The 15,928-nt window shown below is 29.3% G+C and carries 15 protein-coding genes; 13 read left to right on the top strand and 2 right to left on the bottom strand.

Features of this window, described 5'->3' with window-relative positions; genetic code table 11:
• The first annotated feature begins 1 nt into the window (after position 1).
• From hisB to R3342_RS01570, 7 genes are read left to right on the top strand one after another with little or no spacing between them, the layout of a single operon-like run.
• Positions 2–1,138, top strand: a complete 1,137-nt coding sequence (gene hisB / locus R3342_RS01600; RefSeq protein WP_318937911.1) for a bifunctional histidinol-phosphatase/imidazoleglycerol-phosphate dehydratase HisB — start codon at positions 2–4, stop codon at positions 1,136–1,138.
• Complete coding sequence (hisH, locus tag R3342_RS01595) at positions 1,138–1,719, top strand: imidazole glycerol phosphate synthase subunit HisH (protein ID WP_318937910.1); 582 nt, start codon at positions 1,138–1,140, stop codon at positions 1,717–1,719. The genes hisB and hisH overlap by 1 nt, the downstream gene beginning before the upstream one ends.
• Positions 1,720–1,721: 2 nt before the next feature.
• Complete coding sequence (gene hisA, locus R3342_RS01590; protein WP_318937909.1) at positions 1,722–2,447, top strand: 1-(5-phosphoribosyl)-5-[(5-phosphoribosylamino)methylideneamino]imidazole-4-carboxamide isomerase; 726 nt, start codon at positions 1,722–1,724, stop codon at positions 2,445–2,447.
• Position 2,448: 1 nt separating this feature from the next.
• Positions 2,449–3,204 (top strand): imidazole glycerol phosphate synthase subunit HisF, encoded by a 756-nt coding sequence (gene hisF / locus R3342_RS01585; RefSeq protein ID WP_318937908.1) that lies wholly within the window; start codon positions 2,449–2,451, stop codon positions 3,202–3,204.
• Positions 3,201–3,800: a bifunctional phosphoribosyl-AMP cyclohydrolase/phosphoribosyl-ATP diphosphatase HisIE gene (gene hisIE / locus R3342_RS01580; RefSeq protein ID WP_318937907.1), complete on the top strand. Its 600-nt coding sequence runs from the start codon at positions 3,201–3,203 to the stop codon at positions 3,798–3,800. Before hisF ends, hisIE begins: the two co-directional genes overlap by 4 nt.
• 27 nt (positions 3,801–3,827) lie before the next feature.
• Positions 3,828–4,220 carry an acyl-CoA thioesterase gene (locus tag R3342_RS01575; protein WP_318937906.1) on the top strand — a complete coding sequence of 131 codons (393 nt, stop codon included), beginning with the start codon at positions 3,828–3,830 and terminating at the stop codon, positions 4,218–4,220.
• Position 4,221: 1 nt separating this feature from the next.
• Positions 4,222–4,887, top strand: coding sequence for a DUF2461 domain-containing protein (locus R3342_RS01570; RefSeq protein WP_318937905.1), 666 nt, complete (start codon positions 4,222–4,224; stop codon positions 4,885–4,887).
• On the opposite strand, the gene R3342_RS01565 is transcribed toward R3342_RS01570, so the two are convergent.
• Positions 4,880–6,088, bottom strand: a complete 1,209-nt coding sequence (locus tag R3342_RS01565) for an RsmB/NOP family class I SAM-dependent RNA methyltransferase (RefSeq protein WP_318937904.1) — start codon at positions 6,086–6,088, stop codon at positions 4,880–4,882. The two genes, R3342_RS01570 and R3342_RS01565, sit on opposite strands and share 8 nt — an antisense overlap.
• Before the next feature lie 102 nt (positions 6,089–6,190).
• Here R3342_RS01565 and recG point away from each other — a divergent pair, with 102 nt between their 5' ends.
• The gene (recG, locus tag R3342_RS01560) at positions 6,191–8,293 is read left to right on the top strand and encodes an ATP-dependent DNA helicase RecG (RefSeq protein WP_318937903.1); all 2,103 of its coding nucleotides are present in this window, start codon (positions 6,191–6,193) and stop codon (positions 8,291–8,293) included.
• A 45-nt stretch (positions 8,294–8,338) separates the two neighbouring features.
• Here the strand turns inward: recG and R3342_RS01555 are convergent, their stop codons facing one another.
• Positions 8,339–9,439 carry a DUF2911 domain-containing protein gene (locus R3342_RS01555; protein WP_318937902.1) on the bottom strand — a complete coding sequence of 367 codons (1,101 nt, stop codon included), beginning with the start codon at positions 9,437–9,439 and terminating at the stop codon, positions 8,339–8,341.
• A gap of 178 nt (positions 9,440–9,617) precedes the next feature.
• Between R3342_RS01555 and pheT the strand changes: the two genes are divergently transcribed.
• The 5 genes from pheT (at position 9,618) to R3342_RS01530 (ending at position 15,919) form a co-directional block, all read left to right on the top strand.
• On the top strand, positions 9,618–12,044 hold the full coding sequence (gene pheT, locus R3342_RS01550) for a phenylalanine--tRNA ligase subunit beta (RefSeq protein ID WP_318937901.1): 2,427 nt from the start codon (positions 9,618–9,620) through the stop codon (positions 12,042–12,044).
• Positions 12,045–12,107: 63 nt separating this feature from the next.
• Entirely contained in the window at positions 12,108–13,142 is a 1,035-nt protein-coding gene (locus tag R3342_RS01545; RefSeq protein ID WP_318937900.1) for a quinone-dependent dihydroorotate dehydrogenase, read from the top strand.
• Positions 13,143–13,760, top strand: coding sequence for a LysE family translocator (locus tag R3342_RS01540; protein WP_318937899.1), 618 nt, complete (start codon positions 13,143–13,145; stop codon positions 13,758–13,760).
• Positions 13,761–13,784: 24 nt separating this feature from the next.
• Positions 13,785–14,639 (top strand): hydroxymethylglutaryl-CoA lyase, encoded by an 855-nt coding sequence (locus tag R3342_RS01535; RefSeq protein ID WP_318937898.1) that lies wholly within the window; start codon positions 13,785–13,787, stop codon positions 14,637–14,639.
• Positions 14,640–14,776: 137 nt separating this feature from the next.
• Positions 14,777–15,919: a hypothetical protein gene (locus R3342_RS01530; RefSeq protein WP_318937897.1), complete on the top strand. Its 1,143-nt coding sequence runs from the start codon at positions 14,777–14,779 to the stop codon at positions 15,917–15,919.
• Positions 15,920–15,928 lie beyond the last annotated feature (9 nt).

Here is a 15,928-nt window from a genome sequence, read left to right as displayed (position 1 = left end):
AATGAAGAAAAGAGTGTTGTTTATAGATAGAGATGGAACTTTAATATTAGAGCCTTTTGATGAGCAAATTGATGCTTTTGAAAAATTATTTTTTTATCCAAAAGTGTTTCAATATTTAGCAAAAATAGCAAAGAATCTTGATTTTGAATTAGTTATGGTTACCAATCAAGATGGCTTAGGTACAGTATCTTACCCAGAAGAAACTTTTTGGCCAGTTCAAAATTTTGTAATTAAAAGTTTTGAAAATGAAGGTGTTGTTTTTAAAAAGATATTTATTGATAAAACGTATCCAAGTGAAAATGCGCCAACTAGAAAACCAAAAACTGGATTATTAACAGAATATTTTTCAGAAGATTATGATTTAGAAAATTCATTTGTAATTGGTGATAGATTAACAGATGTGGAATTGGCTAAAAATTTAGGTTCAAAAGGAATTTACTTAAATACGAATACTAATTTAGGTACTTCTGAAATTTCGGTTAAAGAACATGATTTAAAACCTTTTATCACTTTAGAAACTAGTGATTGGCAAAAAATTTATGAATTTCTAAAATTAGAAAATCGTACTGCTGAAATTATAAGAAATACAAAGGAAACCCAAATTCAGATTGTATTAAATATTGATGGAACTGGTAAAAGTGATATTTCAACGGGAATAGCTTTCTTCGACCACATGCTCGACCAAATTGCGCGTCACGGAAATATGGATGTAACAATTAAAGTTAAAGGCGATTTAGAAGTGGATGAACACCATACTATTGAAGATACAATGATAGCTTTAGGTGAAGCTTTTTCAAAAGCAATAGGAAACAAGTTAGGAATTGAACGTTACGGATTTTGTTTGCCAATGGATGATTGTTTAGCTCAGGTTGCTATAGATTTTGGAGGAAGAAATTGGTTGGTTTGGGATGCCGAATTTAAACGAGAAAAAATTGGTGAAATGCCTACAGAAATGTTTTATCATTTATTTAAATCTTTTACTGATAGTGCAAAATGTAATTTAAATATTAAAGCTGAAGGCACTAATGAGCATCATAAAATCGAAGCTATTTTTAAAGCTTTTGCAAAGTCAATTAAAGCTGCAGTAAAACGCGATACAGAAAAAATGATTTTACCAAGTACAAAAGGAATGTTGTAATGAAAATTGTAATTATAAATTACGGAGCTGGTAATATACAGTCAATAAAATTTGCTATCCAGCGATTAGGCTTTGAAGCTATTTTATCAGATAGTCCAAAAGAAATTAAAGAAGCGGATAAAATCATTTTTCCAGGTGTAGGAGAAGCAAGTAGTGCAATGCAAAAACTTAAAATGTCTGGTTTAGATCAACTAATCCCAACGTTAAAACAACCAGTATTAGGAATTTGTTTAGGAATGCAATTAATGTGTAATTATTGTGAAGAAGGCAATACCAAAGGATTAGGAATTTTTGATGTTGATGTTGTTAAATTTGAAGATAGTGTTAAAATTCCTCAAATAGGATGGAATCAAATTGAAAATTTAAAATCCGATTTATTTAAAGGAATAAAAGAAAAGGAATTTATGTATTTAGTGCACAGTTATTATGTTCCATTAAACATTGAAACTATTGCAACCACTGGTTATGGTGTAAAATACACTTCAGCAATGCAAAAAGATAATTTTTACGGAACTCAATTTCATCCTGAAAAAAGTAGTTTTTCTGGTGCACAAATTTTGAAGAACTTTTTAGAATTATAGCTATGAGAATAATTCCAGCAATAGATATTATAGATGGCAAATGTGTACGACTTTCAAAAGGAGATTATGCTACTAAAATTATATATAATGAAAATCCGCTAGAAATTGCTAAACTATTTGAAGATCACGGCGTTAACTATTTGCATTTGGTAGATTTAGATGGAGCAAAAGCAAGTCATATTGTAAATTATAAAGTGCTAGAAAATATAGCTTTAAATACTAATTTAAAAATTGATTTTGGTGGAGGTTTGAAGTCGAATGAAGATTTAAGAGTTGCTTTTGAAAGTGGAGCAAATCAAATTACAGGAGGAAGTATAGCAGTTAAAAATCCTGCTATTTTTAAAAATTGGTTACAACTTTATGGAGCGGATAAAATTATTTTAGGAGCCGATGCCAAAGATGAAAAAGTAGCTGTAAGTGGTTGGCTAGAAAGTTCTGAGGAAAATCTGATTCCTTTTATTCAAAAACATGAAAATGAAGGAGTTAGTTATGTAATTTGTACGGATATTTCTAAAGATGGTATGTTGCAAGGTCCCTCATTTGATTTATATCAAAAAATATTGAATGAAACTAAAAATATAAAATTAATTACTTCTGGCGGAATTTCAACTTTTGAAGAATTGCCAAAACTGGCTGAAATGGGTTGTGAGGGAACCATTATTGGAAAAGCAATTTATGAGAATAGAATTAGTATGAAGGAAATTGAAAAATTTATTTTAAACAATTAAAATGTTAACAAAGAGGATAATTCCGTGTTTAGATATAAAAAATGGTAGAACTGTAAAAGGAGTCAACTTTTTAGATTTACAAGATGCTGGTGATCCGGTTGAATTAGCCGAAAATTACGCAAAAAATGGTGCGGATGAATTGGTTTTTCTAGATATATCAGCAACAGAAGAGCGTAGAAAAACATTAGTTGATTTAGTATTGCAAGTTGCAACAACCATAAATATTCCGTTTACGGTTGGTGGTGGAATTTCATCTGTTGAAGATGTAGAAATATTACTAAATTCAGGTGCTGATAAAATTTCTATAAATTCTTCTGCAGTTAAAAATCCTGAGTTAATAAATGAATTAACGGCAAAATTTGGTAGTCAATGTGTGGTTGTTGCTATTGATGCTAAACAAATAGATGGGGAATGGTTTGTACATTTGGTTGGGGGAAAAGTACCAACTGAAATCAAATTATTTGATTGGGCTAAGGAAGTTGAACAACGAGGTGCTGGTGAAATTTTATTCACTTCAATGAATCATGATGGTACAAAAAATGGTTTTGCAAATGAGGCTTTAAAAAAATTGAGTGGTTTGGTAAATATTCCAATTATTGCTTCAGGAGGAGCAGGAACAATGCATCATTTTGTTGATGCTTTTACAAATGGAAAAGCAGATGCAGCGTTGGCAGCAAGTGTTTTTCATTATAAAGAAATTGATATAATAGATTTAAAAAAAGAACTTAAAAAAAATAAAATTCCTGTTAGATTATGACAATAGATTTTAATAAATATGAAAATGGTTTGGTTCCGGCAATCATTCAAGATGCTGTTACCAAAAATGTATTAATGCTTGGTTTTATGAATTTCGAAGCTTATGAAAAAACTTTGGAAATTAAAAAAGCTACTTTTTTTAGCCGTACAAAAAACAGATTATGGACAAAAGGTGAAGAAAGTGGAAATTATTTAAATGTAGTTTCTATAAAAAATGATTGTGATAATGATACGTTATTAATTAAGGTAAATCCAGTTGGGCCAACTTGTCACAAAGGATCTGATACGTGTTGGAATGAAAAAAATAAACAAACATTCGGATTTTTAACCAAACTTGAAAATGTTATAAAAAGTAGGAGAAAAGAAGCTAACTCATCAAAAAGCTATGTTGCTTCTTTGTTTGAAAAAGGTATTAATAAAATTGCTCAAAAAGTGGGAGAAGAAGCCGTGGAAGTTGTAATAGAGGCGAAAGACAATAATGACAATTTATTTTTAAATGAAGGAGCCGATTTGTTATTTCACTTTTTAATTTTGTTACAAGCAAAAGGGTTTTCTTTAAAAGATATTGAAACTATTTTAAAGCAAAGAGAAAAATAATATTTAATAATTTTATAAAACAAAAAAATGAAATTTCATACTAGAAAGTGGGTAAAACCAGAAGATTTAAACCCAAACGGATCTTTATTTGGAGGAAAATTATTGTCATGGATAGATGAAGAAGCAGCTTTGTATACCTGCATTCAATTTAATAATCAGAAAGTGGTAACTAAATTTATGACTGAAATTAATTTTATAAGTTCTGCTAAGCAAGGAGATATTATTGAAATTGGAATACAAGTTGTAAAATTTGGAAGAACATCTATTAATTTACGTTGCGAAGTTCGTAATAAAATGACTCAAGAAACCATAATTGCTATAGAAAGCATAGTATTAGTTAATTTAGACGAAAATGGAAAACCATCACCACATGGTAAAACCCAAGTAGAATACGTTGCCGATCGATTAAAAAAGGAATAAGATGTTACAAAAATCAAATTTAGAAATACTTACAAAACTAAAAACTAATAACAATAGAGAATGGTTTGCGTCTCATAAATCTGAATTTTTAGTCGAAAAGCAAATAGTAGAAACATTTTTTAAAGCTATTTTGGAAAATTTTAAAAAACACGATAGCATTGAAAGTTTAAAAATGTTTCGTATTTATAGAGATGTTCGCTTTTCAAAAAATAAAGAACCTTATAAAACACATTTTTCAGGTCATTTTGTACGTGCTACAAAAAGTAGAAGAGGAGGCTATTATCTTCAAATTAGTCCAAATAATAGTTTTTTAGCAGGTGGATTTTGGGATCCAAATAAAGAAGATTTGTTTCGTATTCGTAAAGAATTTGAAATGGATGCTGTTGAAATACGTAAAATAATAGCTGAACCAAATTTCAAAAAGTATTTTGGTAATTTAAAAGGGAATTCTTTAAAAACTGCTCCAAGAGGTTTCGATAAAGAACATCCGGATATAGATTTAATTCGGATGAAACAATTTATAGCAGTTCGTAATTTTTCAGATGCAGAAGTATTATCTCCTAATTTCTTAAATGAAGTAGATAATTCTTTTAGAGCCTTACGTCCGTTTTTAAATTATATGAGTGATGTACTTACTACGGATTTAAATGGAGTTTCAATTATTTAACTCTTTTCAACAAAGCCATATAAAACCCATCAAATCCAGATTTGTATGCAGAAACTTTATTTTCTTTTATAAATTCAAATTCAGGATGATTTTTTAAGAAATTTGTTACTTGATTTTCGTTTTCAGAGGGTAAAATAGAGCAAGTTGCATACACTAATTGTCCACCATTTTTAACTAAAGCAGCATAATTTTCTAATATTTCAGCTTGTGTTTTTTTAATATTCTCTATAAACTCAGGTTGAAGTTTCCATTTGCTATCTGGATTACGTTTTAATACTCCAATTCCACTACAAGGAGCATCAATTAAAACTCTATCAGCTGTGTTTTTCATCTTTTTCATCACTTTAGAGGATTTAATTACTTTTGTAGTTATATTAAAAGCTCCAGATCTTCTAGTTCTAATTTTAAGTTTCTTTAATTTACTCTCGTAAATATCACAAGCTGTAATTTGACCCTTATTTTCCATTAAAGATGCTAGATGCAATGTTTTACCACCAGCACCAGCACAAGTGTCAATTACACGCATTCCCGGTTTTACTTCTAAAAAATCAGCTACTAATTGAGAAGATGCATCTTGTACTTCAAATAAACCTTCTTTAAAACATTTAGTTCTAAACACATTAGCTCTTTCTACTAGTTTTAAAGCATCTGTATAACCATCAATAAAAATGGTTTCAATACCTTCTTCGGCTAATCTTTTTTGCAAATTTGCTTTTGTGGTTTTTAAAGTATTTGTTCGTAAAACTACATCTGCTTGTTTGTTTAGCGCTGTAACTTCATTAACCCAGTTGCTTTCGCCTAATTCTTTAATTCCCAATTCGTCTAACCAATCCGGAATAGATTCTTTAAAAATTCTTATTTTTTGAAGTTCATCAAATTTACCTTTAATTCTTCTTTTAGGAACTCCTTGTAATTGATTCCAATCTGGTAAATTATATCCTTTTAAAACAGCAAACACTGCAAAATTTTTCCATACATTTTCCGTAGAATAATGAGATTTTGTCCCAGCAATTTCATTGTACAAACGTTTCCATCTTACCATTTCATAAATAGTTTCCGCAACAAATTTTCTATCTCTTGCACCCCAACGAGCATCTCTTTTTAATGCTTTTTGAACAACTTTATCGGCGTATTCTCCCTCATTAAAAATTAATTTTATGGAATCTATTACTGTAAATACTAAATTTCTGTGTAATCTCATTATAAAAAAATTAAGAGTGCAAAGATACAATATTTGTTGGTACTTAAATTGTAATTGTAATTAGTAATTTGAAAGTGTATCTTCGTATTTTTAAATGTTAAAGTGATTACTAATTTACATACTTCTATAACGTATTTAAAGGGTGTTGGACCTAATAGAGCAGACTTGCTGAAAACGGAATTAGGGATACATACCTATTCGGATTTAATTAATTTTTTTCCGTTTAGGTATATAGATAGAACTCAATTTGTTAAAATAAATCAATTGCAACAAAATACTGCCGAAATACAAATTGTTGGTAAAATAACTTCATTAAAAACAGTACAACAAAAAAGAGGAAGCCGTTTAGTAGCAACATTTATGGACGAAACCGGCACTATGGAGTTAATTTGGTTTAGAGGTGCTAAATGGATAAAAGATACTTTAAAGTTAAATATCCCGTATGTAATTTTTGGGAAAACAAATTATTTTAATGGTTTTTATTCTATGGCACATCCAGAAATGGAGTTGGCGTCAGCGTATAAAAAAAACTTAAGAACGGCTATGCAGCCAGTTTATCCTTCTACGGAAAAATTGTCTAATAAAGGAATTAGCAATAGAGTTATTTCTAAAATTATGCAAAGCTTATTTCAAGAAGTTGGAACAGAATTTAGAGAAACTTTATCCGAAGATATTATTAAAAATAATCAGTTAATTTCCAAAAGCGAAGCCTTATTTAATATACATTTTCCAAAAACTCAGGAATTATTAGCAGAAGCACAAAAGCGTTTAAAATTTGAAGAATTATTTTTTATTCAGTTACAACTTATAAGAAGAAAAATGATAAGAAAAGCCAAAATTAAAGGCTTCAATTTTGAAAAAGTTGGCACATATTTTAATTCGTTTTATAAACAAAACTTACCTTTTGAACTTACAAATGCGCAAAAAAGAGTATTAAAAGAAATTAGAAAAGATATTGGTTCAAATGCACAGATGAATCGCTTATTACAAGGCGATGTAGGCTCTGGTAAAACTATTGTAGCTTTGTTAGTAATGTTAATTGCTTTAGATAATAAATATCAAGCAACGTTAATGGCGCCAACAGAAATTTTGGCAACACAACATTACAATTCCATTGTAGAACTTTTAAAAGGAATGAATGTAACCGTTAAATTACTAACAGGATCTACTAAAACTAAAGAACGGAAAATTATTCATAGCGATTTAGAATCTGGAGATTTACAAATTTTAATAGGAACACACGCTTTAATTGAAGATAAAGTAAAATTTAAAAATTTAGGAATTGCCATTATTGATGAACAACATCGATTTGGTGTTGCGCAACGCTCAAAACTTTGGAAAAAAAATGAATTGCCACCGCATATTTTAGTAATGACTGCCACTCCAATTCCTAGAACTTTAGCAATGAGTGTTTATGGTGATTTGGATATTTCTGTAATTGATGAATTACCTCCAGGAAGAAAAGAAGTTAAAACTGCACATCGGTACGATGCAAATAGACTTTCCGTATTTAAGTTTTTAAAAGATGAAATAGCCAAAGGAAGACAAGTTTACATCGTTTATCCATTAATTAATGAATCTGAAGCTATGGATTATAAAGATTTAATGGATGGTTACGAAAGTATTTCTAGAGATTTTCCTAAACCAACGTATCAAATTAGTATCGTTCATGGTAAAATGAAAGCGGAAGACAAAGAGTTTGAAATGCAGAGATTTATTAAAGGCGAAACTCAAATAATGGTTGCAACTACTGTAATAGAAGTTGGCGTTAATATACCAAATGCAAGCGTTATGGTTATAGAAAGTGCGGAGCGTTTTGGACTTTCACAATTACATCAATTACGTGGTAGAGTTGGGCGAGGAGCAGAGCAAAGCTATTGTATTTTAATGACTAGTTTTAAATTATCTAATGAAGCTAAAATTCGGTTAGACACAATGGTTAGCACTAGTGATGGATTTAAAATTGCAGAAGTAGATTTGAAGTTACGCGGACCAGGTAATTTAATGGGAACTCAACAAAGCGGCGTTTTAAATATGAAAATTGCAGATATTGTTAAAGATGCACATTTGCTAAAATTAGCTCGAACGGTTGCTATTGATTTATTAGAGGAAGATTCTACTCTTACAAAACCTGCAAATAGATTTATTAATATTGCTTACCAAGAAATTTCAAAAAATAGTACTATTTGGGCAAATATTAGTTAAAAATGGGTTTCTAAAAAGTACTTCTAAAAACCCATTTAAATTAATTTAAATTTTCACACCCAATTCTCTTAATAATTTTTCGGAATTAGCTTTTACATTTGCTGGAGGATTTAAGGATAATGCCTTTTTTAAATTTTTAATGGCATTCTTTTTATTTCCAATAATTTTATATGCTTCGCCTAAACTATCATAGCAGTTTGGATCAGATGGATTGTTTTTAACATTTAACTTAAAAAACTTAAGAGCTAAATCGTTTTGTTTTTGATTTAACATTTGATATCCCATAGCATTTAATTGTCGTTTATTAGCCATAGATGATGCTTCGTCTAAAATTTTAATAGAAGCATCTTGTTCACCCATTTTGGCTAAAATTCTAGATTTAATTAACAAATTAGTTGCTGTTTTCTTACTATAAAATTGTCCGCTTATTGCTTTGTTTATCCAATCTAAAGCTTTGTTTAAATCACCTCCATTATTTAAAGCAAAATTAGCTGCTTGTATCCAACTTTGATTTGAAAAACCTGGTGAGTTTTGAAGTTCTTTTCTAATATTATTCATAACAATTTTTGTTACCGGAACTTCAATTTTAAAAGGAATTTCTTTGGTGCTCCATTTTAAAGATACAGTTGTAGAAGTTGGGGTAACTTTACTAAAATCATAAGTAAGTAATTCCTCGTTATTTATAGGTTTAGTTTTTACATTAACACGTAGCGCATCTTCTTTCGGATTGTAAAAAAAACTTCCCCAAGCAGTTGAATTATTAGAAAAAATAATGGTCGCATCACTGTTTTCGTAAGCAACAATATGCAATCCGTAAATACCAGCTTTAATAGGTTTTCCTTCTATAGAAACATCATCTGAAAAGGAAATAGTTGTATTTTCATCAGCTCCAGCTCTCCAAGGGGATTCTTTTGCTGTGCCAAATCCTAAATTTTTCATCCCATAAGGAACTAATTTTCCCCATATTTCTCTTCCTTTAACGCTTGGTCTTGAGTAATTAATAGTTATAGTAGTTATACCTACTTTTTGAGATACACTAGCTTGTTGACTTACTCTTGGCAAAGTTAATTGTGCAAAAGCATTGTTTCCTGTAAAAGAGAGTGCTACAAATGAAATAACACCAATAATAAAGTTAAAAGTTTTCATGTTAAGGAAGTTAGTTAAGTAATTAATAATATTCTAATATTACAATTTATAATAGAATTTGAATGTTAAAAAAAGTATAATTGTAATTTTATTAAATGAAATAGATTAAAAAAATCAGCTGTTATTAACACAACTGAATTCTATTTTTTATCTTTGCAAATCGTAAAAAGAATATAGAATGAAAATATCATACAATTGGTTAAAACAATTTTTAAAAATTGATTGGGAAGCAGAAAAAACAGGTGAATTGTTAACTGATTTAGGACTTGAAGTTGAAGGCATTGAACGTGTTGAATCTATAAAAGGAAGTTTAAAAGGAGTTGTGATAGGTAAAGTAATTACCTGTGAGCAACATCCAAATGCAGATAGATTAAAAGTAACTACTGTTGATTTAGGAAATGGAGCTCCTGTTCAAATTGTTTGTGGTGCACCTAATGTTGCAGTTGGTCAAACAGTACCTGTAGCAACGGTTGGAACTATGTTATACGATGAAAAAGGCGAAGGATTTAAAATTAAAAAAAGTAAAATTAGAGGCGAAGAAAGTTATGGAATGATTTGCGCTGAAGATGAGTTAGGTTTAGGAAGTAGCCACGAAGGAATTTTAGTTTTAGAAGATTCTATTGAAGCAGGAACTAAAGCTGCAGAAGTTTTTAATATTGAAGCCGATGAAGTTTTTGAAATAGGATTAACTCCAAACCGTGCGGATGCTATGAGCCATTTTGGAACGGCAAGAGATTTACGTGCAGGTTTAGCGCATAAAGAAATTTATATAGAATTAATTTCGCCGTCAGTAAGTGATTTTAGAGTAGATGATAGAACTTTAAAATTTGATGTTGAAGTTGAAAATAATGAAAAAGCTCCACGATATGCAGGAGTAACTATTTCAGATATTACCGTAAAAGATTCTCCTGAATGGCTTCAAAACAGACTTAAAGCTATAGGTTTATCACCAATTAATAATGTAGTAGATGTAACCAATTATGTTTTGCATGAATTAGGTCAACCTTTACACGCTTTTGATGCAGCTAAAGTTAAAGGGAACAAAATTTTAGTTAAAACGTTACCAAACGGAACTAAATTTACAACTTTAGATGGTGTAGAAAGAAAATTACACGAAGAAGATTTAATGATTTGTGATGCTAATAGCGAGCCTATGTGTATTGCAGGAGTTTTTGGAGGAATTGATTCTGGAGTTACCAATAATACTACTTCTATATTTTTAGAAAGTGCTTATTTTAATCCAGTTTCTATTAGAAAAACAGCTAAACGTCACGGATTAAATACGGATGCTTCTTTCCGATTTGAACGCGGAATTGATGTAAACTTCACAAAATATGCATTAAAACGAGCTGCAAATTTAATTATTGAAATTGCTGGCGGTAAAATATCTTCTGAAATAGTAGATTTATATCCAAACAAAATTGAAGATCATCAGGTTTTTTTAAGTTACGAAAAAATGGATCGTATAATTGGAGTAGAAATTCCAAGAGAAACGGTTAAAAACATTTTGGCGTCTTTAGAAATTAAATTTAATAGCGTTACAGATGGAGGTTTAGGATTAACTATTCCATCTTACAGAGTAGATGTTACCAGAGAAGCTGATGTAATTGAAGAAATATTACGTGTTTATGGTTATAATAATATTGAATTTTCTCCAAAATTAAATATGTCTATTTCTGCTAATGATTTTGAAGAAGTTAAAATAAATAACTTAATTTCAAATCAATTAGTTTCCCTTGGTTTTTATGAAACTATGGCAAATTCACTTACTAAAGAAAGCTATGTTTCTTTATCTGAATCTTTAAAAAAAGAACATAATATCGAGATATTAAATCCTTTAAGTAGTGATTTAGGTGTGATGCGTCAATCATTGTTATTCAGTGGTTTAGAATCTGTAATATATAATGTAAACAGAAAAAGAACTTCTTTGAAATTTTTTGAATTTGGTAAAACGTATCATCAATTTGAAAATGGAAAAAGTGAACAAAAACATTTAACTTTATTTGTTTCAGGTACTGCTAATAAAGAACGTTGGAATGCTGTTTCTAAAAACACAAATTTCTTTTATTTAAAAGGTATAGTAACTACTATTTTATCTCGTTTAGGAATTAATAATGTAAAACCTGTACCAACTAAAAACGATGTTTTTTCTGAAGGGTTAACATTAAGTTTAGGTAAAACTAAATTAGTGGATTTAGGTGTGGTTAAAAAACATATTTTAAAAGAATTTGGCATTAAACAAGAAGTTTTATTTGCCGATTTTAATTGGGAAAATGTTTTAAAATTAGTTGGTTCTTCAACTATGAAAGTTAAATTATTACCTAAATATCCATCGGTTAAAAGAGATTTTGCCTTATTATTAGATAAAGAAGTTACTTTTAATGAAATATATAATTTAGCTTATCAAGCTGAGCGAAACTTGCTAAAAGAAGTAGATTTATTTGATGTTTATGAAGGAGATAAATTACCAGAAGGAAAAAAATCGTATGCAGTAAGTTTTATTTTACAAGATGAAAATAAAACACTTAATGATAAGCAAATTGATAAAATAATGGAAAGGTTTAAGCAAACCTTTGAAAAAAATGTAGGAGCAACCTTACGTTAATAACTATTTTAAACCTTTAGATTTATCTAAAGGTTTTTTTTATTTTTGCATAAACCAAATTCAATGTATAAAAGCATTATTCGTCCGTTATTCTTTTTGTTTGATCCTGAAAAGATTCATCACTTTACCTTTTCGTTTATTAAAAATAGTTTTAAAATTCCAGGAGTTTCAGCGCTTGTTAGAAAACTATTTACCGTTGAAAATCCTAAATTAGAACGAAAATTATTTGGACTTACATTTAAAAATCCTGTTGGTTTAGCAGCCGGTTTCGATAAAAATGCAGCGCTTTATAATGAATTAGCTGATTTTGGTTTTGGTTTTATTGAAATTGGTACGGTTACTCCAAATCCACAATCAGGAAATCCTAAAAAAAGATTATTTCGTTTAAAAAAAGATGAAGGTATTATTAATAGAATGGGATTTAATAATAACGGAGTAGAAATTGCAGTTAAACAACTTAAAAAAAATAAAAACAAAGTAATAATTGGTGGAAATATTGGTAAAAACACTGCAACTTTACCTGAAAATTATACCAATGATTATATAAAATGTTTTAACGAACTACATGATTATGTAGATTATTTTGTACTGAATGTAAGTTGCCCAAATGTAGGAAGTCATGCAAAATTAACCGATAAAGATTATTTAGTAGAACTTATTACCACTATTCAAAAAGAAGGTTTAAAATTCAAAAAACAAAAACCTATTTTATTAAAAATTGCGCCCGATTTAAATACAAATCAGTTAGATGAAGTAATTGAAATTATAACTAAAACAAAAATTGAAGGCGTAATTGCAACTAACACATCAATTAGTAGAGATGGATTAAAAGCTTCTGATGAAATGTTAAATGCAATTGGTTATGGTGGATTAAGTGGAAAACCAATAAAAGATAAAAGCACCGAAGTAATTCGATATTTAGCTAACAAATCAAATAAAGCATTTACTATTATTGGAGTGGGAGGAATTCATAGCGCAAAAGATGCTTTAGAAAAATTAAATGCTGGTGCAGATTTAATTCAAATTTATACTGGGTTTATTTATGAAGGTCCATCATTAGTTAAAATGATAAACAGAGCTATATTAGAAAATAATTAAATGAATTACGAAATTCTTATATCATTTATTGGAGTATCTATGTTGCTGACTTTAATGCCAGGTCCAGATATATTATACGTATTAATGCAAAGTATATCCAACGGAAAAAAACATGGTATTATTACCGCATTAGGTTTAGTTTCAGGCATAATAATTCACACATCTTTAGTAGCGTTTGGAGTTTCGGCACTTATTAAACAATCGGAAAGCTTGTTTTTTGGACTAAAAGTGTTTGGAGCCTTGTATTTGTTGTTTTTGGCTTATAAATCCATTACAGAAAAAGAAGTTATAGAATTAGAAGCAAATGTTTCTAAGATTAATTCGTGGAAACTTTATAAAAGAGGGTTTATAATGAATGTAATTAATCCAAAAGTTTCTATTTTCTTTTTAGCTTTTTTCCCTGGTTTTTTATACAGTTCAAGTCAAAATACAGTAATTCAATTTTATGTTTTAGGTTTTATTTTTATGGCTCAGGCATTACTAATTTTTAGTGTAGTTTCCATTATATCAGGTCAATTATCCAATTATTTAAAAAGCCACAAAACTTTTCCAAAAAATATAAAATGGTTTAAGGTTTTAATTTTTGTTGCAATAGCTTTTTTTATATTATTTTCATAATTGGTTTTGTATATTTGAGCAACCATGAAAAAAGTAAAAATTATTGAGTGCCCACGTGATGCTATGCAAGGAATAAAATCGCATTTTATTCCAACAGAAGCTAAAGCTCAGTATATAAATGCTTTATTACGCGTTGGTTTTGATACTATTGATTTTGGTAGTTTTGTATCTCCAAAAGCTATTCCGCAAATGAAAGATACTGCAGAAGTTTTATCAAAATTAGATTTAAGTACTACTTCTAGTAAACTTTTAGCAATAATTGCAAATATTCGTGGAGCAGAAGATGCTTCTAAATTTGAAGAGATAGATTATTTGGGTTACCCATTTTCTATTTCAGAAAACTTTCAAATGCGTAATACAGGAAAAACAATTGATCAATCTACTATTATTTTAGAAGAAATTTTAAATATAGCAACAAAAACCAATAAAGAAGTAGTAGCTTATTTATCTATGGGGTTTGGAAATCCTTATGGTGATCCTTGGAATGTTGAAATTGTAGCTAATTGGACGGAAAAATTAGCTAAAATGGGAGTGAAGATTATTTCATTATCCGATACTATTGGTAGTTCTGATGCTAAAATTATTGATTACCTATTTTCTAATTTAATTCCAGCTTATCCAAATATAGAGTTTGGTGCACATTTACACACCACACCAACTACCTGGTTTGAAAAAGTTGATGCAGCTTTTAAAGCAGGGTGCAATAGGTTTGATGGAGCAATTAAGGGTTATGGAGGTTGCCCAATGGCTAAAGATGAACTTACAGGTAATATGCCTACTGAAAAGTTAATTACTTATTTTAACCATCAGAAAGTTAGTACCAATATTAAGGCTATGGCTTTCGAAAGTGCTTATAACGAGGCTCTTAAAATATTTTAAATTTTACTTATTTTTTTCGTTTACTGACATTCATCATATTATTTAGAATTATTATAAATAAAACTTTCTAGTTTAAAATCACTTTGTTACTTTTGTTACTTATTTATAATAAGTCTAAATAAAAATAACAATTAAAAATGAAAAAAATTACAATTGCAGTTTCTGTTATATTAATCTCATTAACAGGTTATTCACAAACAAAAACAAATAATTTACAACAAAATTCAGGACAACGAATTTTAGGAAATGTTACTACATCTGGCGTTACTATTGGAGGTTATGCACAAGTAGATTATAATGAACCAGATGGTTCAACATCAGGAGATTTAGATGTTCATCGATTAGTAATGTTATTAGGTTATAAATTTAATGATAAAGTAAGTTTTTTAACGGAAATTGAATATGAGCACGTAAAAGAAGTTTTTGTAGAACAAGCATATATTTCATATAAGGTAAATTCTAATTTTAATGTTTTAGCTGGATTGATGTTAGTTCCAATGGGGATTATAAATGAATATCATGAACCAACAACTTATTATGGAGTTGAACGGCCTAATGTAGATAAATATATTGTTCCAACAACATGGAGAGAAATAGGAGTTGGAATAAACGGTAATATTTATAATGCATCCATAAAATATCAATTTTACGTGTTTAACGGGTTTAGTTCGTATAAAGATGGCGTTGGATTATTACGAGGTGTGGATGGTTTAAGAAAAGGTCGTCAAAAAGGTGCAGAATCTAATGTTAGCTCTCCAAATTTTTCAACCAAAATAGATTATTATGGTATTCAAGGCTTGCGTTTAGGTTTGTCAGGTTATTTTGGGCGTTCTCAAACAGACGATACCACTATTGAAGATTCTACTGTTGGAATTACTATGATTGGTTTAGATGCAAGGTATCGTTACCAAAATTTTGAATTCAGAAGTCAATATATTTATACGAAGTTATCCGATACTGAACAATACAACACATTAATAGGTAGTGATTTAGGATCAGAAATGAATGGTTTTTATGGAGAAGTTGCTTATAGTTTTAACTTAAAAGGTGTAGAAAAAATAACTCCATTTTTACGTTATGAAAAGTACAATACTCAGGCTAAAACAGCAGGAAGTTTAGTTAAAAACTTAGCAAACGATAAAAACGAGTTAGTGTTTGGTTTAAATTATAAAGTAGCTAATGGAGCAGCTTTTAAAGCAGATTATCAACTTGTAAATAATGCTATTTCAGGAAGTGAAACTTCAAAACAGTTTAATGCAGGTATAGCAATTTGGTTTTAATAATTACTT

It is taken from the genome of Lutibacter sp., assembly GCF_033723435.1.
GTDB lineage: Bacteria > Bacteroidota > Bacteroidia > Flavobacteriales > Flavobacteriaceae > Lutibacter.
The sequence above is the reverse complement of the archived record's forward strand: the minus strand, read 5'-3'. Positions and strand labels throughout refer to the sequence as shown.

Excerpts from the sequence above, each read along its gene's own strand:
- hisB (WP_318937911.1), top strand. The coding sequence starts at position 2 with ATGAAGAAAAGAGTGTTGTTTATAGATAGAGATGGAACTTTAATATTA.
- hisH (WP_318937910.1), top strand. The coding sequence starts at position 1,138 with ATGAAAATTGTAATTATAAATTACGGAGCTGGTAATATACAGTCAATA.
- hisA (WP_318937909.1), top strand. The coding sequence starts at position 1,722 with ATGAGAATAATTCCAGCAATAGATATTATAGATGGCAAATGTGTACGA.
- hisF (WP_318937908.1), top strand. The coding sequence starts at position 2,449 with ATGTTAACAAAGAGGATAATTCCGTGTTTAGATATAAAAAATGGTAGA.
- hisIE (WP_318937907.1), top strand. The coding sequence starts at position 3,201 with ATGACAATAGATTTTAATAAATATGAAAATGGTTTGGTTCCGGCAATC.
- R3342_RS01575 (WP_318937906.1), top strand. The coding sequence starts at position 3,828 with ATGAAATTTCATACTAGAAAGTGGGTAAAACCAGAAGATTTAAACCCA.
- R3342_RS01570 (WP_318937905.1), top strand. The coding sequence starts at position 4,222 with ATGTTACAAAAATCAAATTTAGAAATACTTACAAAACTAAAAACTAAT.
- R3342_RS01565 (WP_318937904.1), bottom strand. The coding sequence starts at position 6,088 with ATGAGATTACACAGAAATTTAGTATTTACAGTAATAGATTCCATAAAA.
- R3342_RS01555 (WP_318937902.1), bottom strand. The coding sequence starts at position 9,439 with ATGAAAACTTTTAACTTTATTATTGGTGTTATTTCATTTGTAGCACTC.
- pheT (WP_318937901.1), top strand. The coding sequence starts at position 9,618 with ATGAAAATATCATACAATTGGTTAAAACAATTTTTAAAAATTGATTGG.
- R3342_RS01545 (WP_318937900.1), top strand. The coding sequence starts at position 12,108 with ATGTATAAAAGCATTATTCGTCCGTTATTCTTTTTGTTTGATCCTGAA.
- R3342_RS01540 (WP_318937899.1), top strand. The coding sequence starts at position 13,143 with ATGAATTACGAAATTCTTATATCATTTATTGGAGTATCTATGTTGCTG.
- R3342_RS01535 (WP_318937898.1), top strand. The coding sequence starts at position 13,785 with ATGAAAAAAGTAAAAATTATTGAGTGCCCACGTGATGCTATGCAAGGA.
- R3342_RS01530 (WP_318937897.1), top strand. The coding sequence starts at position 14,777 with ATGAAAAAAATTACAATTGCAGTTTCTGTTATATTAATCTCATTAACA.